16 protein-coding genes, 2 tRNA genes and 1 rRNA gene are annotated in these 18,225 nt (G+C 52.3%); 6 read left to right on the top strand and 13 right to left on the bottom strand.

The features are described from left to right. The first annotated feature begins 13 nt into the window (after window positions 1–13). Window positions 14–1,279, top strand: coding sequence for an ATP-dependent RNA helicase RhlB (gene rhlB, locus A9587_RS14925; protein ID WP_000047512.1), 1,266 nt, complete (start codon window positions 14–16; stop codon window positions 1,277–1,279). A 135-nt stretch (window positions 1,280–1,414) separates the two neighbouring features. Then, complete coding sequence (gppA, locus tag A9587_RS14915) at window positions 1,415–2,899, top strand: guanosine-5'-triphosphate,3'-diphosphate diphosphatase (RefSeq protein WP_001517408.1); 1,485 nt, start codon at window positions 1,415–1,417, stop codon at window positions 2,897–2,899. Between the two features lie 62 nt (window positions 2,900–2,961). Here the strand turns inward: gppA and rep are convergent, their stop codons facing one another. After that, window positions 2,962–4,983, bottom strand: a complete 2,022-nt coding sequence (gene rep, locus A9587_RS14910) for a DNA helicase Rep (RefSeq protein ID WP_001238901.1) — start codon at window positions 4,981–4,983, stop codon at window positions 2,962–2,964. Between the two features lie 86 nt (window positions 4,984–5,069). Here rep and ppiC point away from each other — a divergent pair, with 86 nt between their 5' ends. After that, window positions 5,070–5,351, top strand: coding sequence for a peptidylprolyl isomerase PpiC (gene ppiC, locus A9587_RS14905; protein ID WP_001140258.1), 282 nt, complete (start codon window positions 5,070–5,072; stop codon window positions 5,349–5,351). A gap of 131 nt (window positions 5,352–5,482) precedes the next feature. On the opposite strand, the gene ilvC is transcribed toward ppiC, so the two are convergent. Next, window positions 5,483–6,958: a ketol-acid reductoisomerase gene (gene ilvC / locus A9587_RS14900; protein WP_001517409.1), complete on the bottom strand. Its 1,476-nt coding sequence runs from the start codon at window positions 6,956–6,958 to the stop codon at window positions 5,483–5,485. Window positions 6,959–7,107: 149 nt separating this feature from the next. Between ilvC and ilvY the strand changes: the two genes are divergently transcribed. Continuing rightward, window positions 7,108–8,001, top strand: coding sequence for an HTH-type transcriptional activator IlvY (ilvY, locus tag A9587_RS14895; RefSeq protein ID WP_000365754.1), 894 nt, complete (start codon window positions 7,108–7,110; stop codon window positions 7,999–8,001). 51 nt (window positions 8,002–8,052) lie between these two features. Here the strand turns inward: ilvY and ilvA are convergent, their stop codons facing one another. From ilvA to ilvL, 7 genes are all read right to left on the bottom strand, one after another. Beyond that, the gene (ilvA, locus tag A9587_RS14890) at window positions 8,053–9,597 is read right to left on the bottom strand and encodes a threonine ammonia-lyase, biosynthetic (RefSeq protein ID WP_000785507.1); all 1,545 of its coding nucleotides are present in this window, start codon (window positions 9,595–9,597) and stop codon (window positions 8,053–8,055) included. 2 nt (window positions 9,598–9,599) lie between these two features. Then, window positions 9,600–11,450: a dihydroxy-acid dehydratase gene (gene ilvD / locus A9587_RS14885; protein WP_105263905.1), complete on the bottom strand. Its 1,851-nt coding sequence runs from the start codon at window positions 11,448–11,450 to the stop codon at window positions 9,600–9,602. A 63-nt stretch (window positions 11,451–11,513) separates the two neighbouring features. Beyond that, window positions 11,514–12,443 (bottom strand): branched-chain-amino-acid transaminase, encoded by a 930-nt coding sequence (ilvE, locus tag A9587_RS14880; RefSeq protein WP_000208520.1) that lies wholly within the window; start codon window positions 12,441–12,443, stop codon window positions 11,514–11,516. A 19-nt stretch (window positions 12,444–12,462) separates the two neighbouring features. Then, complete coding sequence (gene ilvM, locus A9587_RS14875) at window positions 12,463–12,726, bottom strand: acetolactate synthase 2 small subunit (protein WP_000983255.1); 264 nt, start codon at window positions 12,724–12,726, stop codon at window positions 12,463–12,465. Then, on the bottom strand, window positions 12,723–14,369 hold the full coding sequence (ilvG, locus tag A9587_RS14870) for an acetolactate synthase 2 catalytic subunit (protein ID WP_001012639.1): 1,647 nt from the start codon (window positions 14,367–14,369) through the stop codon (window positions 12,723–12,725). The genes ilvM and ilvG overlap by 4 nt, the downstream gene beginning before the upstream one ends. A gap of 2 nt (window positions 14,370–14,371) precedes the next feature. Beyond that, window positions 14,372–14,422, bottom strand: coding sequence for a peptide IlvX (gene ilvX, locus A9587_RS14865; protein ID WP_001387183.1), 51 nt, complete (start codon window positions 14,420–14,422; stop codon window positions 14,372–14,374). Window positions 14,423–14,508: 86 nt separating this feature from the next. Continuing rightward, window positions 14,509–14,607, bottom strand: coding sequence for an ilv operon leader peptide (ilvL, locus tag A9587_RS14860; RefSeq protein ID WP_001311244.1), 99 nt, complete (start codon window positions 14,605–14,607; stop codon window positions 14,509–14,511). A gap of 350 nt (window positions 14,608–14,957) precedes the next feature. Between ilvL and A9587_RS14855 the strand changes: the two genes are divergently transcribed. After that, window positions 14,958–16,478 (top strand): YifB family Mg chelatase-like AAA ATPase, encoded by a 1,521-nt coding sequence (locus A9587_RS14855; RefSeq protein WP_000059010.1) that lies wholly within the window; start codon window positions 14,958–14,960, stop codon window positions 16,476–16,478. Between the two features lie 25 nt (window positions 16,479–16,503). Here the strand turns inward: A9587_RS14855 and maoP are convergent, their stop codons facing one another. Next, window positions 16,504–16,842 carry a macrodomain Ori organization protein MaoP gene (maoP, locus tag A9587_RS14850; RefSeq protein ID WP_000841001.1) on the bottom strand — a complete coding sequence of 113 codons (339 nt, stop codon included), beginning with the start codon at window positions 16,840–16,842 and terminating at the stop codon, window positions 16,504–16,506. A 118-nt stretch (window positions 16,843–16,960) separates the two neighbouring features. Between maoP and hdfR the strand changes: the two genes are divergently transcribed. Next, window positions 16,961–17,800 (top strand): HTH-type transcriptional regulator HdfR, encoded by an 840-nt coding sequence (gene hdfR / locus A9587_RS24870; RefSeq protein WP_000379233.1) that lies wholly within the window; start codon window positions 16,961–16,963, stop codon window positions 17,798–17,800. Between the two features lie 95 nt (window positions 17,801–17,895). On the opposite strand, the gene A9587_RS14840 is transcribed toward hdfR, so the two are convergent. From A9587_RS14840 to rrf, 3 genes are all read right to left on the bottom strand, one after another. After that, window positions 17,896–17,971, bottom strand: a tRNA-Trp gene (locus tag A9587_RS14840). 8 nt (window positions 17,972–17,979) lie between these two features. Then, a tRNA-Asp gene (locus A9587_RS14835) sits at window positions 17,980–18,056 on the bottom strand. A gap of 54 nt (window positions 18,057–18,110) precedes the next feature. Next, window positions 18,111–18,225 (bottom strand): 5S ribosomal RNA (rrf, locus tag A9587_RS14830).

Below are 18,225 nucleotides of genomic sequence, written 5' to 3'. Positions count from 1 at the left end.
ATTCTATCACACTATGAGCAAAACACATTTAACAGAACAGAAGTTTTCCGACTTCGCCCTGCATCCGAAAGTTGTAGAAGCCCTTGAAAAAAAAGGGTTTCATAACTGTACGCCCATTCAGGCACTGGCCCTTCCGCTAACGCTGGAAGGTCGTGACGTAGCCGGGCAGGCGCAAACCGGTACTGGGAAAACGATGGCGTTCCTGACGTCAACGTTTCATTACCTTCTCTCTCATCCCACCATTGCCGATCGCAAGGTGAACCAGCCACGTGCCTTAATTATGGCACCGACGCGTGAACTTGCCGTGCAGATCCACGCCGACGCGGAGCCGCTGGCGCAAGCTACCGGTCTGAAGCTGGGCCTGGCTTATGGCGGCGACGGCTACGACAAACAGCTAAAAGTGCTGGAAAGCGGCGTTGACATCCTGATTGGCACCACGGGTCGTTTAATCGACTACGCCAAACAGAATCACATTAACCTTGGCGCTATTCAGGTCGTGGTGCTGGACGAAGCCGATCGTATGTACGATCTGGGCTTTATTAAAGATATTCGCTGGCTGTTTCGCCGTATGCCGCCAGCAAATCAGCGCCTCAACATGCTGTTCTCCGCCACGCTTTCGTACCGGGTACGTGAACTGGCGTTCGAGCAGATGAATAACGCCGAATACATCGAAGTGGAACCGGAACAGAAAACGGGCCACCGCATTAAAGAAGAGCTTTTCTACCCTTCTAACGAAGAAAAAATGCGTTTGCTGCAAACGCTGATCGAAGAAGAGTGGCCAGACAGAGCGATTATTTTCGCCAACACCAAACATCGTTGCGAAGAGATCTGGGGTCACCTGGCGGCAGATGGTCATCGTGTCGGGCTGTTGACGGGCGATGTGGCGCAGAAAAAACGTCTGCGTATTCTTGATGAATTTACCCGTGGCGATCTGGATATTCTGGTTGCCACCGACGTAGCCGCACGTGGTTTGCATATTCCGGCCGTAACCCACGTCTTTAACTACGATTTACCCGATGACTGTGAAGATTACGTTCACCGTATCGGCCGTACTGGCCGCGCTGGTGCAAGTGGTCATTCCATCAGCCTGGCGTGTGAAGAGTATGCATTGAATTTGCCTGCCATTGAGACCTATATTGGTCATTCTATTCCGGTAAGCAAATACAATCCGGACGCATTGATGACCGATCTGCCAAAACCGCTACGCTTGACGCGCCCGCGCACAGGCAACGGTCCGCGTCGTACAGGCGCTCCACGTAATCGTCGTCGTTCAGGTTAAATAAATAATGTCATACTCAAAATCATTCAAACTGCATCAAGATGGCAAGAGAATGAATCCCGATGAGCTTACTGTAGTAAGTGATTCGGGTGAAAGAACACAGCCAACGCAGAGACAGATTGAAGGATGAAGAGTATGAGTTCCACCTCGTCGCTTTATGCAGCCATTGATCTCGGTTCGAATAGTTTTCATATGCTGGTTGTGCGCGAGGTGGCTGGTAGTATCCAGACGCTGACGCGAATTAAACGCAAAGTACGTCTGGCTGCTGGTCTGAACAGCGAAAATGCCCTGTCTAATGAAGCAATGGAGCGCGGCTGGCAATGCCTGCGCCTGTTTGCTGAACGTCTGCAAGATATCCCTCCTTCGCAAATTCGCGTTGTTGCTACGGCGACGTTACGTCTTGCTGTCAACGCTGGTGATTTTATTGCCAAAGCGCAGGAAATTCTTGGTTGTCCGGTGCAGGTGATCAGCGGTGAAGAGGAAGCTCGTCTGATTTATCAGGGCGTTGCTCACACTACCGGTGGAGCCGATCAGCGCCTGGTGGTGGATATCGGGGGAGCCAGTACTGAACTGGTAACCGGCACGGGTGCACAAACCACCTCTCTGTTCAGTCTGTCGATGGGCTGCGTCACCTGGCTGGAACGCTATTTTGCCGATCGTAATCTGGGGCAGGAAAATTTTGATGCCGCAGAAAAAGCGGCACGCGAAGTGTTACGTCCGGTTGCCGATGAATTGCGTTATCACGGCTGGAAAGTGTGCGTTGGCGCTTCCGGAACCGTGCAGGCCTTGCAAGAAATCATGATGGCGCAGGGAATGGATGAACGCATTACCCTGGAAAAGTTGCAACAACTGAAACAGCGCGCCATTCATTGCGGTCGGCTGGAGGAGCTGGAGATCGACGGGCTGACGCTGGAACGCGCGTTAGTATTCCCGAGTGGTCTGGCGATCCTGATAGCCATTTTTACCGAACTGAATATTCAGTGTATGACGCTGGCTGGCGGCGCACTGCGTGAAGGCCTGGTTTACGGCATGTTACATCTGGCCGTCGAGCAGGATATTCGCAGCCGTACGCTGCGTAATATTCAGCGCCGCTTTATGATCGATATCGATCAGGCACAGCGCGTAGCCAGCGTTGCGGCTAACTTCTTCGATCAGGTGGAAAATGCATGGCATCTTGAAGCAATTAGCCGCGATTTGCTAATCAGTGCCTGTCAACTTCATGAAATTGGCCTGAGCGTTGATTTCAAACAAGCGCCGCAACATGCTGCTTATCTGGTGCGAAACCTGGATCTTCCTGGTTTTACTCCCGCGCAGAAAAAGCTGCTGGCGACGCTGTTGCTCAACCAAACTAATCCGGTCGATCTCTCATCGCTGCATCAACAAAATGCCGTCCCTCCGCGCGTTGCGGAACAACTCTGTCGTTTACTGCGCCTGGCCATCATTTTTGCCAGCCGTCGCCGTGACGATTTAGTGCCGAAGATTCAATTACAGGCCAGCCATGAACAGTTGACCTTGACGCTGCCGCAAGGGTGGTTAGCCCAACATCCGCTGGGTAAAGAGATTATCGAGCAAGAAAGCCAATGGCAGAGTTATGTTCATTGGCCGCTGGAAGTATATTAACGAGTAATGTGCCGGATGCGATGCTAACGCATTCTATCCGGCGATAATTCCGTGCCCCTTAACTATTTCCCTCGTTTTGCTGCCATCATCGCTTTCAGATTTGCCAGATGGCTTTGCCCTTTCTGCATCCGTTCTTCCGCGCTGACCACTTTGCGCTCCTGCTCCCAAATCAGATCATCCTGCGGTAACTCTAACAGGAAGCGACTCGGCTCCGGGCGCACCAGTTCACCGTACTGACGACGCTCTTTACACAGCGTAAAGGTCAATTCCTTCTGGGCGCGGGTGATCCCTACATAGGCCAGCCGCCGCTCCTCATCAATATTGTCTTCATCGATGCTGCTCTGGTGCGGTAAAAATCCTTCTTCCATACCGACCATGAAAACATAGGGAAACTCCAGCCCTTTCGATGCGTGGAGAGTCATCAGTTGCACCTGATCCAGTTCTTCCTCGCTTTCACCTCGCTCCATCATGTCGCGCAGAGTAAAGCGCGTCACCACCTGGGTTAACGTCATCGGCTCATCCAGTTCGCTGCCTTCCAGCATCTCCGTCATCCAGCTAAACAGTTGGTTGACGTTCTTCATGCGCATTTCGGCGGCTTTCGGGCTGGGCGATGTTTCGTACAGCCAGGATTCATAATCCATGCCGTGGATCAGATCGCGCACCGCAGCAATCGGCTCCCGCTCCGCCAGACGCTGGATTTCCGCCAGCCAATGAGTAAAGCGAGTCAACGCTTCATAACCACGCCCACTCAGTGTTTGACTCAATCCCATATCAAAACTGGCGGTAAACATACTTTTATTGCGGGTCATCGCCCACTCGCCCAGCTTTTTCAGCGTTGCCGGGCCAATCTCTCGTTTCGGCGTGTTGACGATACGCAGGAACGCACTGTCATCGTCCGGGTTAGTCAGCACACGCAGATAAGCCAGCAAATCCTTGATTTCCGGGCGGGAGAAGAATGAAGTACCGCCGGAAATTTTGTACGGGATGCGGTTTTGCATCAGGAATTTTTCAAACACTCGCGACTGATGATTACCGCGATAGAGAATGGCGTAATCTTTGTACTGTGTTTTATTGACGAAGTGATGCGCAATCAGCTCGCCAGTAACGCGCTCGGCTTCATGTTCTTCATTATTCGCGCTTAATACTTTTAGCTCCGCGCCGTAGCCCAGTTCGGAGAACAGGCGCTTTTCAAAGACGTGCGGGTTATTAGCGATAAGGATGTTGGCCGCTTTCAGAATACGTCCGGAAGAGCGGTAGTTCTGCTCCAGCTTAATCACCTTCAACGCCGGGAAATCCTGGCTCAACAGCACCAGATTTTGCGGACGGGCACCACGCCATGAGTAGATTGACTGATCGTCATCGCCCACCACGGTAAAGCGCGCGCGGCTACCCACCAGCAGTTTCACCAGTTCATACTGGCTGGTGTTGGTGTCCTGATACTCATCCACCAGCAGGTAGCGAATTTTGTTCTGCCAGCGTTCGCGTACTTCTTCATTGCGTTGCAACAACAACGTTGGCAGCAAAATCAGGTCATCGAAGTCGAGAACGTTGCACGCTTTCAGGTGCGCATCATACAGTCCATAACAATGGGCAAAAATACGATCCCGCTCGCCCTTTGCCTCTGCCGCTGCCTGCGCCGGAGTTTTCAGATCGTTCTTCCAGTTAGAGATGGTCGAAATCAACTGTTGCAGGAGAACTTTGTCATCTTCAATCAGACCCTCGGTCAGCTCTTTGAGCAACGCCATCTGATCGGTATCGTCAAACAGCGAAAAGTTCGCTTTCATTCCCAGCGCCGCATATTCGCGCTTGATGATATCCAGCCCTAATGTATGGAAGGTGGAGATCATCAACCCACGCGCCTCTTTGCGCCCCAGCGTCTGCCCAACACGCTCTTTCATCTCGCGTGCCGCCTTATTGGTAAAGGTCACCGCTGCAATATGTCGCGCCTGGTAACCGCAACCGCGGATCAGATGGGCGATTTTATTGGTGATAACACGAGTTTTACCGGAACCCGCGCCCGCCAGCACCAGGCAGGGGCCGGTAACGAATTCGACAGCTTGTTGTTGGCCGGGGTTTAGACGCATAGAAAAATCGCTCAATGAAAGTCGGGAGGGGAAAATAACAGCGTGGTAGTATAGCCAGCCTCATCCATACCACTCAAGGCACGATCATGGCAAAAACGGCAGCAGCACTGCATATCCTTGTAAAAGAAGAGAAACTGGCTCTGGAACTTCTGGAACAGATTAAGAACGGCGCTGATTTCGGCAAGCTGGCGAAGAAGCACTCCATTTGCCCGTCAGGCAAACGCGGCGGTGATTTAGGTGAGTTCCGCCAGGGTCAGATGGTTCCGGCATTCGATAAAGTGGTTTTCTCTTGTCCGGTACTGGAGCCAACCGGCCCGCTGCATACCCAGTTCGGCTATCACATCATTAAGGTGCTGTACCGTAACTAACAAAAAAACCCGGTGCATTTGAACACCGGGTTTTTGCCTGATGGCGCTGCGCTTATCAGGCCTACAGAACGTGCACTTTTTGTAGGCCGGATAAGGCGTTTACGCCGCCATCCGGCACCGTATGTAGCCGCTTAGCCTGCAACCGCAATACGTTTCATATCCGTCATATAGCCACGCAGTTTCTTACCTACCTGCTCGATAGCATGGCTGCGAATGGCTTCATTCACATCACGCAGTTGCGCGTTATCAACGGCACCTTCCGGAATAGCTTTACCCAGATCGCCCGGTTGCAGCTCTGCCATAAACGGTTTCAGCAGCGGCACGCAGGCGTAAGAGAACAAGTAGTTACCATACTCGGCGGTATCAGAGATAACGACGTTCATTTCGTACAGACGCTTACGGGCGATGGTGTTGGCAATCAGCGGCAGTTCGTGCAGTGATTCGTAGTAAGCCGACTCTTCAATGATGCCGGAATCAACCATGGTTTCGAACGCCAGTTCAACGCCTGCTTTTACCATCGCGATCATCAGTACGCCTTTATCGAAGTACTCCTGCTCACCGATTTTGCCTTCAAACTGCGGCGCGGTTTCGAACGCGGTTTTGCCGGTCTCTTCACGCCAGGTCAGCAGTTTCTTATCATCATTGGCCCAGTCAGCCATCATGCCGGAGGAGAATTCGCCGGAGATGATGTCGTCCATATGTTTCTGGAACAGCGGTGCCATGATCTCTTTCAGTTGTTCAGAGAGCGCATAAGCACGCAGTTTTGCCGGGTTAGAGAGCCTGTCCATCATCAGGGTGATGCCACCCTGCTTCAGCGCTTCGGTGATGGTTTCCCAACCGAACTGAATCAGTTTTTCTGCATATGCCGGGTCGGTGCCTTCTTCCACCAGCTTGTCGAAGCACAGCAGAGAACCAGCCTGCAACATACCGCACAGTATGGTTTGTTCGCCCATCAGGTCAGATTTCACTTCCGCAACGAAGGAGGATTCCAGCACGCCCGCACGGTGACCACCAGTAGCCGCAGCCCAGGCTTTGGCAATCGCCATACCTTCGCCTTTCGGATCGTTTTCCGGGTGAACGGCAATCAGCGTCGGTACGCCAAACCCACGTTTGTACTCTTCACGCACTTCAGTGCCCGGGCATTTCGGTGCAACCATCACCACAGTGATGTCTTTACGGATCTGCTCACCCACTTCTACGATGTTGAAGCCGTGGGAGTAACCCAGCGCCGCACCGTCTTTCATCAGCGGCTGAACAGAACGCACTACGTCGGAGTGCTGCTTATCCGGCGTCAGGTTAACCACCAAATCCGCCTGCGGGATCAGCTCTTCGTAAGTGCCGACTTTAAAACCGTTTTCGGTCGCTTTACGCCAGGAAGCGCGTTTCTCAGCGATCGCCTCTTTACGCAGGGCATAAGAGATGTCCAGACCAGAATCACGCATGTTCAGACCCTGGTTCAGACCCTGTGCACCACAACCGACGATGACCACTTTTTTACCCTGAAGGTAGCTCGCGCCGTCAGCGAATTCTTCGCGGCCCATAAAGCGACATTTACCCAACTGCGCCAGTTGCTGGCGCAGATTCAGTGTATTGAAGTAGTTAGCCATGGTGATTCCTCATGATGTTGTGCTTCTTATTGTTCGGTTCGCGTTTGCGAGATTAAATTCACTATATGTCAGGAAACTTATTGCGGAAATTGATATATTCACAACGTCACATTGCAATTTCTGCAACGTCAAAATCGAGGGCTGAGCCTGTGGATTTACGCGATCTGAAAATGTTTCTACATCTGGCGGAAAGCCGTCATTTTGGGCGCAGCGCGCGGGCGATGCACGTCAGCCCATCGACACTTTCACGGCAGATTCAGCGCCTGGAAGAAGATCTCGGCCAACCGCTATTTATACGCGATAATCGGACGGTAACGCTGACCGAAGCGGGCGAAGAGCTGCGTGTTTTCGCCCAGCAAACGCTGTTGCAATATCAGCAACTGCGCCACACAATCGACCAGCAAGGGCCGTCGCTCTCTGGTGAGTTACATATTTTCTGCTCGGTGACCGCTGCTTACAGCCATCTTCCGCCGATTCTTGATCGCTTCCGCGCGGAACACCCGTCGGTGGAGATCAAGCTCACCACCGGTGATGCGGCGGATGCGATGGAAAAAGTTGTCACCGGCGAAGCGGATTTGGCGATTGCCGGTAAGCCAGAGACGTTACCCGGTGCAGTGGCATTTTCGATGCTGGAGAATCTGGCGGTAGTGCTGATCGCACCTGCGCTGCCCTGCCCGGTTCGTAATCAGGTATCTGTAGAGAAGCCGGACTGGTCGACGGTGCCGTTTATCATGGCCGATCAGGGACCAGTGCGCCGCCGCATTGAACTGTGGTTCCGACGCAATAAAATCAGCAACCCGATGATTTACGCCACGGTCGGCGGGCATGAAGCGATGGTATCGATGGTGGCGCTAGGCTGTGGCGTGGCATTGTTACCGGAAGTTGTGTTGGATAATAGTCCTGAACCTGTACGCAACCGTGTGATGATTCTTGATCGCAGCGATGAGAAAACACCGTTTGAACTGGGCGTTTGCGCACAAAAAAAGCGGCTACATGAGCCGCTGATTGAGGCGTTCTGGAAGATTTTACCCAACCACAAATAACGTTGACGCGTGGGTAGGCCTGATAAGCGAAGCGCCATCAGGCATTTTTCCCTAACCCGCCAAAAAGAACCTGAACGCCGGGTTATTGGTTTCGTCGTGACAATCGTAGCCCAGCTCATTCAGCCGGGTTTCGAAATCCGGTTCATGGTCGCCAAGTTCGAACGCCGCCAGTACGCGCCCGTAGTCGGTGCCATGACTGCGATAGTGGAACAAAGAGATATTCCAGTGCGTACCCAGCGTGTTAAGAAAGCGCAGCAGCGCGCCCGGTGATTCCGGGAATTCGAAGCTGTAGAGGCGTTCCTGCAACGGATGCGATGGACGCCCGCCGACCATATAGCGCACATGTAGCTTCGCCATTTCGTCATCGGAGAGATCAACCACGCTGTAGCCGCCTTCGTTGAGCATCTGCAAAATTTCTTTGCGCTCCTCAAGGCCGCGGCTTAAGCGCACGCCGACAAAAATGCAGGCATTTTTGGCATCTGCAAAGCGATAGTTGAACTCTGTGACCGAGCGCCCACCGAGTAGCTGGCAAAATTTAAGGAAACTGCCTTTTTCTTCCGGAATGGTCACCGCCAGCAATGCTTCGCGCTGTTCACCCAGTTCGCAACGTTCCGAGACGTAGCGCAGGCCGTGGAAATTGACGTTAGCTCCCGAGAGCACATGCGCCAGGCGCTCACCACGAATGTTGTGCTGGGCGATATATTTTTTCATTCCCGCCAGCGCCAACGCGCCAGACGGCTCCGCCACCGCGCGCACATCTTCGAACAGGTCTTTCATCGCCGCACAGATGGCATCGCTATCAACGGTGATGATGTCGTCGAGATACTCCTGACACAGACGGAACGTTTCGTCACCAATGCGCTTGACCGCGACCCCCTCAGCAAACAAACCTACGCGCGGCAGGTCAACAGGATGACCTGCATCCAGCGCCGCTTTCAGGCAGGCTGAATCTTCCGCTTCCACGGCTATCACTTTGATTTGCGGCATCAGTTGTTTGATCAGCACCGCCACCCCCGCCGCCAGACCGCCGCCGCCGACCGGCACAAATACGCGATCAAGATGGGCGTCCTGCTGGAGCAATTCCAGCGCCAGCGTGCCCTGTCCGGCAATCACCATCGGATGATCAAATGGCGGAACCCAGGTGAAGCCCTGCTGCTGCGACAGTTCAATCGCTTTGGCTTTTGCTTCATCAAAGTTCGCACCGTGAAGCAACACTTCGCCGCCGAAGCCGCGTACCGCATCAACTTTGATATCAGCGGTGGCGGTTGGCATGACGATTAGCGCCTTCACGCCTAATCGTGCGGAGGAGAACGCAACGCCCTGCGCGTGGTTACCCGCAGAAGCAGTAATCACGCCGTGCGCTTTCTGTTCTTCCGTCAGGCCCGCCATCATGGCGTATGCGCCGCGCAGCTTAAAGCTGTGCACTGGCTGGCGGTCTTCGCGCTTTACCAGAATGACGTTATCAAGACGCGACGAGAGTTTTTCCATTTTCTGCAGCGGCGTGACCTGCGCCGCTTCATAGACCGGCGCGCGTAGCACCGCCCGTAAATACTCAGCGCCTTCCGGTGCGCCAGACAGGGGTAGTGAGTCTGCCATTATTAACCCCCCAGTTTCGATTTATCGCGTACCGCACCTTTGTCGGCACTGGTCGCCAGGCTGGCGTAAGCGCGCAGAGCAAAGGAGACCAGACGTTCACGGTTTTTCGGCGTCCAGGCTTTATCACCACGGGCTTCCTGCGCTTCACGACGTGCCGCCAGTTCTGCATCACTTACTTGTAACTGAATGCTGCGGTTCGGAATGTCGATGGCGATCAGGTCACCGTCTTCAATCAGGCCAATGCTGCCGCCACTTGCCGCTTCCGGTGAGACGTGACCGATGGAAAGGCCAGAGGTGCCGCCAGAGAAGCGACCGTCGGTGATCAGTGCACAGGCTTTACCGAGGCCCATCGATTTCAGGAAGCTGGTTGGGTAGAGCATTTCTTGCATCCCCGGACCGCCTTTCGGCCCTTCGTAGCGGATCACGACTACGTCGCCTGCCACAACTTTGCCACCGAGGATCGCTTCTACCGCGTCGTCCTGACTTTCATACACTTTCGCCGGACCGGTAAATTTCAGGATGCTGTCATCGACGCCCGCGGTTTTAACAATACAGCCGTTTTCCGCGAAGTTACCGTAAAGTACAGCCAGACCACCGTCCTGGCTGTAGGCGTGTTCCAGTGAGCGGATACAACCGTTAGCACGGTCGTCATCGAGGGAGTCCCAACGGCAATCCTGCGAGAACGCCTGGGTGGTACGGATACCCGCCGGGCCTGCACGAAACATATTTTTTACCGCATCATCCTGGGTCAACATGACGTCGTAGTGTTCCAGCGTTTGCGGCAACGTCAGACCGAGCACGTTTTTCACATTGCGATTCAGTAATCCCGCGCGATCCAGTTCCCCGAGGATACCGATAACGCCACCAGCACGGTGAACATCTTCCATATGGTATTTCTGAGTGCTCGGCGCAACTTTGCACAACTGCGGGACTTTGCGTGAAAGTTTATCGATATCACTCATCGTGAAATCGATTTCTGCTTCCTGCGCCGCTGCCAGCAGATGGAGAACGGTGTTAGTGGAACCACCCATCGCGATATCCAGCGTCATGGCGTTTTCAAATGCCGCTTTGCTGGCAATATTACGCGGCAGGGCGCTTTCATCGTTTTGCTCGTAGTAACGTTTGGTCAGCTCGACAATGCGTTTACCGGCGTTAAGGAACAATTGCTTACGGTCAGCGTGGGTTGCCAGCAGTGAGCCGTTACCCGGCTGCGACAAGCCCAGCGCTTCGGTCAGGCAGTTCATCGAGTTGGCGGTGAACATCCCGGAGCAGGAGCCGCAAGTTGGGCAGGCTGAACGCTCAACCTGATCGCTCTGGGAGTCAGAGACTTTCGGATCTGCCCCCTGGATCATCGCATCAACCAGATCAAGTTTGATGATCTGATCGGACAGTTTGGTTTTTCCGGCCTCCATCGGACCACCGGAAACAAAGATCACCGGAATATTCAGGCGTAGGGAGGCCATCAGCATCCCTGGGGTGATTTTGTCGCAGTTGGAGATACAGACCATCGCGTCGGCGCAGTGGGCGTTCACCATATACTCAACGGAATCAGCGATCAGTTCGCGAGATGGCAGTGAATAAAGCATGCCCCCGTGGCCCATGGCGATCCCATCATCCACCGCAATGGTGTTGAACTCTTTGGCAACACCGCCAGCCGCTTCAATTTGTTCAGCGACCAGTTTACCGAGATCGCGCAGATGGACGTGGCCCGGTACAAATTGGGTGAACGAGTTCACAACCGCGATAATCGGTTTGCCAAAATCGGCGTCGGTCATTCCGGTGGCGCGCCACAGCGCACGAGCCCCCGCCATATTACGGCCATGAGTGGTGGTGGCGGAACGGTACTTAGGCATACTTTATTTACTCCCAGTGTCTGTCTCGTAAATGGGACGGTGCGTGCCATCCCATTTTTGTATTTATTGATTAACTTGATCCAACCAGCCCCATTTATCTTCGGTTTCGCCGGTGAAGAGGCCAAAGAAGGCTTGCTGAATACGTTTGGTAACCGGGCCACAACGACCTTCGCCTACCTGAATACCGTCTACACTGCGCACTGGCGTGATTTCAGCCGCAGTACCGGACATAAAGACTTCATCTGCCAGATAGAGTGATTCGCGCGACAGAACTTGCTCACGCACTTCAATTCCCAGCTCTTTCGCCAGTTTGATGATGGCGTCACGGGTAATGCCCGGTAATGCGGATGAGGTAAACGGCGGGGTGAACAGCACGCCATCTTTCACTTCAAACAGGTTTTCGCCTGCACCTTCAGAGATGTAACCATTCACATCCAGCGCGATACCTTCCTGATAGCCATGGCGGCGCGCTTCGCTACCCACCAGCAGGGAAGAGAGGTAATTACCACCCGCTTTCGCCGCAGTTGGGATGGTGTTTGGTGCTGCGCGGTTCCAGGAGGAAACCATCGCATCAATCCCCTGCTCCAGCGCTTCTGCGCCCAGATACGCTCCCCACGGGAAAGCGGCGATAATCACGTCGGTGGAGTATCCCGCTGGCGGGTTTACGCCCATGCCAACGTCACCGACAAAAATCAGCGGACGGATATAGGCACTGGTGAGATTATTTTTGCGGATTACGTCGCGGCAGGCTTCCATCAGCTCATCAATACTCTGTGAAACCGGGAAGCGATAGATTTTTGCGGAGTCATGCAGACGCTGCATATGCTCACGATGACGGAATACAACCGGTCCTTTATGTGAGTCGTAGCAACGGATACCTTCAAAAACCGAGGTGCCATAGTGCAGCGCGTGCGACATTACATGCACCTTCGCGTCTTCCCAGCGAACCATCTCCCCATTGAACCAAATGTAATCAGCTTTCTTCGTGGTCATTTTTATATTCCTTTTGCGCTCAGGCGCGGATTTGTTGTGATGTTGTTGTGCTCTGGCAGATGGCAACGTGTGCGACGTCCACCAGTTTATTTAACTGACTAAACAGTAAGTCGACCGACCGTGGGCTGGCAACGGTCAATTCGATATTTATATTTTGTGCATCACTGGCGGCGGCCATATTCATTGAGCAAACATGGAAACCACGATGGCGCACCACGCGTAAAACACGTTCTAAGGTTTCCGGATTGAAGCGAGCCGATACATTAACCTGATGTTGCATCATGATAATTTCTCCAACATTTCTGAATTACTGGCACCAGGCGGCACCAGTGGCCAGACGTTCTCAAGTTCGTCGATTGAGACATGAAGCAGGTATGGCCCATCACTGTTCAGCATGGTGTCGAGTGCCGCTTCAACCTGGTCTTTACGGGTGATGTGTTGGCCAGGGATACCGAAGGCTCTGGCTAACATGAGGAAATCGGGGTTATCGGTAAGGGTGGTTTCGCTGTATCTTTCCTGGAAAAACAATTGCTGCCATTGTCGAACCATCCCTAACCGTTGGTTATCGAGTAAGACGATTTTCAACGGTAATTGCTTGCGTTTTACGGTACCCAACTCTTGCACATTCATCATGAAAGAGCCGTCACCGGAGATACAAACAACGGTATCGTTCGGTCGCGCGACTTGCGCGCCAACCGCCGCTGGTAAACCGAAACCCATGGTGCCTAACCCACTGGATGTGATGAAATTTTCCGGGCGAGTATGGGCGATGTGCTGCGCGGCCCACATCTGATGCTGTCCCACATCCGTGGTCACAACACAATCCGCAGCCTTACGATCCGACAGTTGTTTTAACAACAACGGCGCGTAGATAGCCTCTCCGGGGTGATCGTAGCGCCAGGCATGTTCATCACGCAGTTGTGCGCAATATTGCTGCCAGCCATTGATATTTAACGACTGCTGTAATGCCGGTAACAAAGCATTCAAATCGCCCTGTAATGCCACATGCGCCTGACGCAGTTTGTTCATTTCTGCTGGGTCGATATCCATATGGATCACGCAGGCATGTGGTGCGAAGGTATTCAGTTTGCCGGTAACCCGGTCATCAAAACGTGCACCCACGGCGATCAGCAGATCACACTCCTGTACCGCGAAGTTCGCCGCTTTGGTGCCGTGCATCCCCAACATTCCCAGATAGTACGGATAATCCGTCTCGACTGCGCCCAGCCCTTTCAACGTACAGGTGACAGGCATTTTTGTGGTCGTGAGAAACTCACGCAGAGCAGGAACAGCCTGCGCCATACCGACACCGCCGCCGACATACAACATCGGCTTTTGCGCTTTAGTCAGCATCTGTCGCGCTTGCTCAACTTCTGCATGTGGAAAAGTCACTTCGTTTTCAACGGTGGTGAACCACGGTTCCAGATCGCCACTGGCTAACTGAATATCTTTTGGGATATCAACCAGAACCGGGCCGGGACGACCTGAGCTGGCGACATCAAACGCTTCCGCCATGATGCGTGGTAATTCTTCCAGCGACTGCACCAGGAAGCTGTGTTTGGTACAGGCTAACGACAATCCCAGTACATCCACTTCCTGAAATGCGTCGGTGCCGATAAACGGTGCGGACACCTGACCGGTGATGGCAACAACCGGAACAGAATCTAACAGCGCATCCGCCAGTCCGGTGATCAGATTGGTTGCACCAGGGCCAGACGTGGCAATGCATACACCGGTTTTGCCGGTAGCACGAGCATAGCCGATAGCTGCCATTGCCGCCCCTTGCTCATGTCGGCACAACAAGTGCTCCACGCCGCCGTCATACAATGCATCATAAACCGGCATAATTGCGCCACCCGGATAACCAAAAACGGTATTCACCCCCTGTGCCCGCAACGCATGTACCACCCACTGTGCGCCATTCATAGTTAGTTCCCCGTCCTGAATCTTGAGAAACAGAATTTTGTGCTGTTATTCATTGTCTGCTTCTCGGTTATGTTTTTAAGGTCAAAAAAAACCCCCGAACCTTTCGGTGCGGGGGTCTTAGTTCGTTAAGGCTTGATCTCTAAGCCTTTCCTCGTCCAAGTGCAGCCCCGCACGGTGGGATAATAATCACCACCACGCTAATCACGACCAGGCTAATCACTCGTAGAAGGGCTGTCATTTTGTCTTTTCTTGCATCTTGTTCGAAGGAATACCTAAAGAGTTACCATAGATTTTGCGAATGGCACAAGATATTTTTTGGTCGCTTTTTATGACAAATATAATAATTTCTATAAAAACCATTGTTTTTTATATAAAAAATAGTGAATGAAAAAAATTCAATTTCCGTATAATTCTTGCCCTTTCTTAAAGACTAATTCTTGCACGCCTCATTTTTGCGAGCGTTAATCCATCGCTAATACAACTCAAATCACTTTGCATAAATAAACAGGAATCTACCGCCAAATAACACAATTTAGCAGGCTACAGCAGCGATCTCTTATGTTCATAATGGTGACTTAAGGAGGACTTATGTCACTGTCAATTGTTCATACCCGTGCCGCGCTGGGAGTAAACGCTCCGCCGATCACTGTTGAGGTACATATCAGTAAAGGTCTACCCGGATTAACGATGGTGGGCTTACCAGAAACAACGGTAAAAGAAGCACGCGATCGCGTGCGTAGCGCCATTATCAATAGCGGATATGAATATCCGTCGAAAAAAATCACCATAAATCTTGCGCCTGCCGATCTACCGAAAGAAGGTGGAAGATATGATTTACCTATCGCCATTGCGTTGCTGGCTGCCTCTGAACAGCTTACAGCCAATAAGTTGGATGAATATGAATTAGTTGGGGAACTGGCGCTTACAGGCGCTTTGCGTGGCGTTCCCGGCGCAATCTCCAGTGCAACTGAAGCTATTAAGTCGGGCAGAAAGATTATCGTCGCGAAAGACAATGAAGCGGAAGTAGGGCTAATTAACGGTGAAGGATGCCTGATAGCCGATCATCTACAAGCGGTCTGTGCATTTCTGGAAGGTAAACATGCTCTCGAACGCCCAAAACCAACAGATGCGGAATCCTGGGTATTACAACATGATCTCAGTGATGTTGTCGGTCAGGAGCAAGGAAAGCGAGGGCTGGAAATTACCGCCGCTGGCGGGCACAACCTTTTACTGATTGGGCCGCCGGGAACGGGTAAAACAATGCTCGCCAGCCGTATTAATGGTCTGTTGCCAGATTTAAGTAATGAAGAGGCACTGGAGAGTGCTGCGATATTAAGTCTGGTAAATGCCGAATCGGTACAAAAACAGTGGCGGCAACGCCCGTTCCGTTCACCACATCACAGTGCGTCGTTAACTGCGATGGTTGGCGGTGGTGCAATTCCCGGGCCTGGTGAAATTTCGCTGGCGCATAACGGCGTGCTTTTTCTTGATGAGCTACCTGAATTTGAACGGCGTACATTGGATGCCTTGCGGGAGCCCATAGAGTCAGGCCAGATCCATCTTTCACGCACGCGAGCGAAAATAACCTATCCGGCACGTTTCCAGCTTGTCGCGGCGATGAATCCCAGCCCTACCGGACATTATCAGGGGAACCATAACCGCTGTACGCCAGAACAAACATTACGTTATCTCAACCGACTCTCAGGTCCCTTTCTCGACCGCTTTGATCTCTCACTGGAGATCCCTCTCCCACCGCCCGGTATTCTGAGTAAAGCGGTAGTTCTGGGGGAAAACAGCGCCACCGTTAAACAACGCGTAATAGCTGCCAGAGAGCGCCAATTTAAGCGGCAGAATAAACTGAATGCCTGGCTGGATAGCCCAGAAATACGACAATTCTGCAAGCTTGAGAGTGAAGACGCACAGTGGCTGGAAGAAACGCTGATCCATCTGGGATTATCTATTCGTGCCTGGCAGCGGTTACTGAAAGTATCAAGAACCATTGCGGATATTGATCAGTCTGAGACCATCACACGCCCGCATCTGCAGGAGGCGGTTAGCTATCGAGCTATCGACCGCTTGTTAATCCATTTGCAAAAACTACTGGCATAAAAAAAGGGCATTTCGCCCTTTTTTATTAATCGTCGGAATCGGTGTAGTCTTCAGCACCTTCGACCTGCGGTTTACCGCCGGAAAGAGTGTGAAAACGTTTTGGACGCTTGATACGCGTCATATATTTAGACCACACGCGTTCTGCTTCTGTCACTGGCTCACGTTCGCCACGGCATACTGCTACGAAGAGTTTCTCTTCTTCGGTCACCGGCTCGCGTTTACCGAGATCCAGCTCATTGAAGGCATAACCATGACGTTCAAGCAGTTGTGCCTCTTTGATGGTGAAATCACCATGACGAGAGAACCCACGTGGATAATGTTTATTGTCGAAATATCGATTAGTCGTCGTAAAGCTTTCCGCCATCCTGCACGCTCCTAATTCTTTGACCGAGCTAGTTATGGCGCGGAGTATTAGTTACGCTTGACAGAGTGTAAAACAAAACATTTAAATCATAACGACAAATAATTTTGCGGAGAGCACTGTGGATACGGAATTGTTAAAAACTTTCCTGGAAGTTAGCCGAACACGTCACTTTGGTCGAGCGGCTGAATCGCTCTATCTGACCCAATCAGCTGTGAGTTTTCGGATCAGGCAACTGGAAAATCAACTGGGTGTGAACCTTTTCACCCGCCACAGGAATAATATCCGTTTGACCGCTGCAGGAGAAAAGCTCCTGCCTTATGCAGAAACGCTCATGAGTACCTGGCAGGCCGCCCGTAAGGAAGTGGCACATACCTCACGACATAATGAGTTCTCCATCGGTGCCAGCGCCTCGTTGTGGGAATGTATGCTTAATCAGTGGCTGGGACGTTTGTATCAAAATCAGGATGCCCACACAGGGTTGCAGTTCGAAGCGCGGATCGCCCAACGGCAGTCACTGGTAAAACAACTGCATGAACGTCAGCTTGATCTTCTTATTACCACTGAAGCGCCCAAAATGGACGAGTTTAGTAGCCAGTTGCTGGGGCATTTTACTTTGGCACTTTATGCCAGCACCCCTTCTAAATTAAAAGGAGATCTTAACTATCTGCGACTGGAATGGGGGCCAGATTTTCAACAACATGAGGCCGGTTTAATCGGTGCTGATGAAGTTCCAATCCTGACAACCAGTTCTGCCGAACTGGCACAGCAACAGATTGCAATGCTTAATTGTTGTACCTGGCTACCAGTAAGTTGGGCTCGCAAAAAAGGCGGATTGCATACTGTTGTCGACAGCACAACGCTTTCACGTCCTCTCTATGCTATATGGCTGCAAAATAGTGATAAACACGCGTTGATTCGCGATCTATTGAAAATTAACGTTCTGGATGATGTGTATTAATTAAAATAGCTGGCAAGGATGCCGGAAGAAGGTTTTACTTTGGATGAGTTTATTACAGATAAAAAAAATCCTTAGCTTTCGCTAAGGATGATTTCTGGCAGGGGCGGAGAGACTCGAACTCCCAACACCCGGTTTTGGAGACCGGTGCTCTACCAATTGAACTACGCCCCTAATTAGGGTGGCGGAACGGACGGGACTCGAACCCGCGACCCCCTGCGTGACAGGCAGGTATTCTAACCGACTGAACTACCGCTCCACCGAATTCTTTTACAACCACCAGTTTTATGACCGGCTTACTGCTAAATTTGATGCCTGGCAGTTCCCTACTCTCGCATGGGGAGACCCCACACTACCATCGGCGCTACGGCGTTTCACTTCTGAGTTCGGCATGGGGTCAGGTGGGACCACCGCGCTATCTCCGCCAG

It is taken from the genome of Escherichia sp. MOD1-EC6162 (assembly GCF_002965125.1).
Taxonomy (GTDB): domain Bacteria; phylum Pseudomonadota; class Gammaproteobacteria; order Enterobacterales; family Enterobacteriaceae; genus Escherichia; species Escherichia marmotae.
This window is presented reverse-complemented; position numbering and strand designations above follow the sequence as displayed.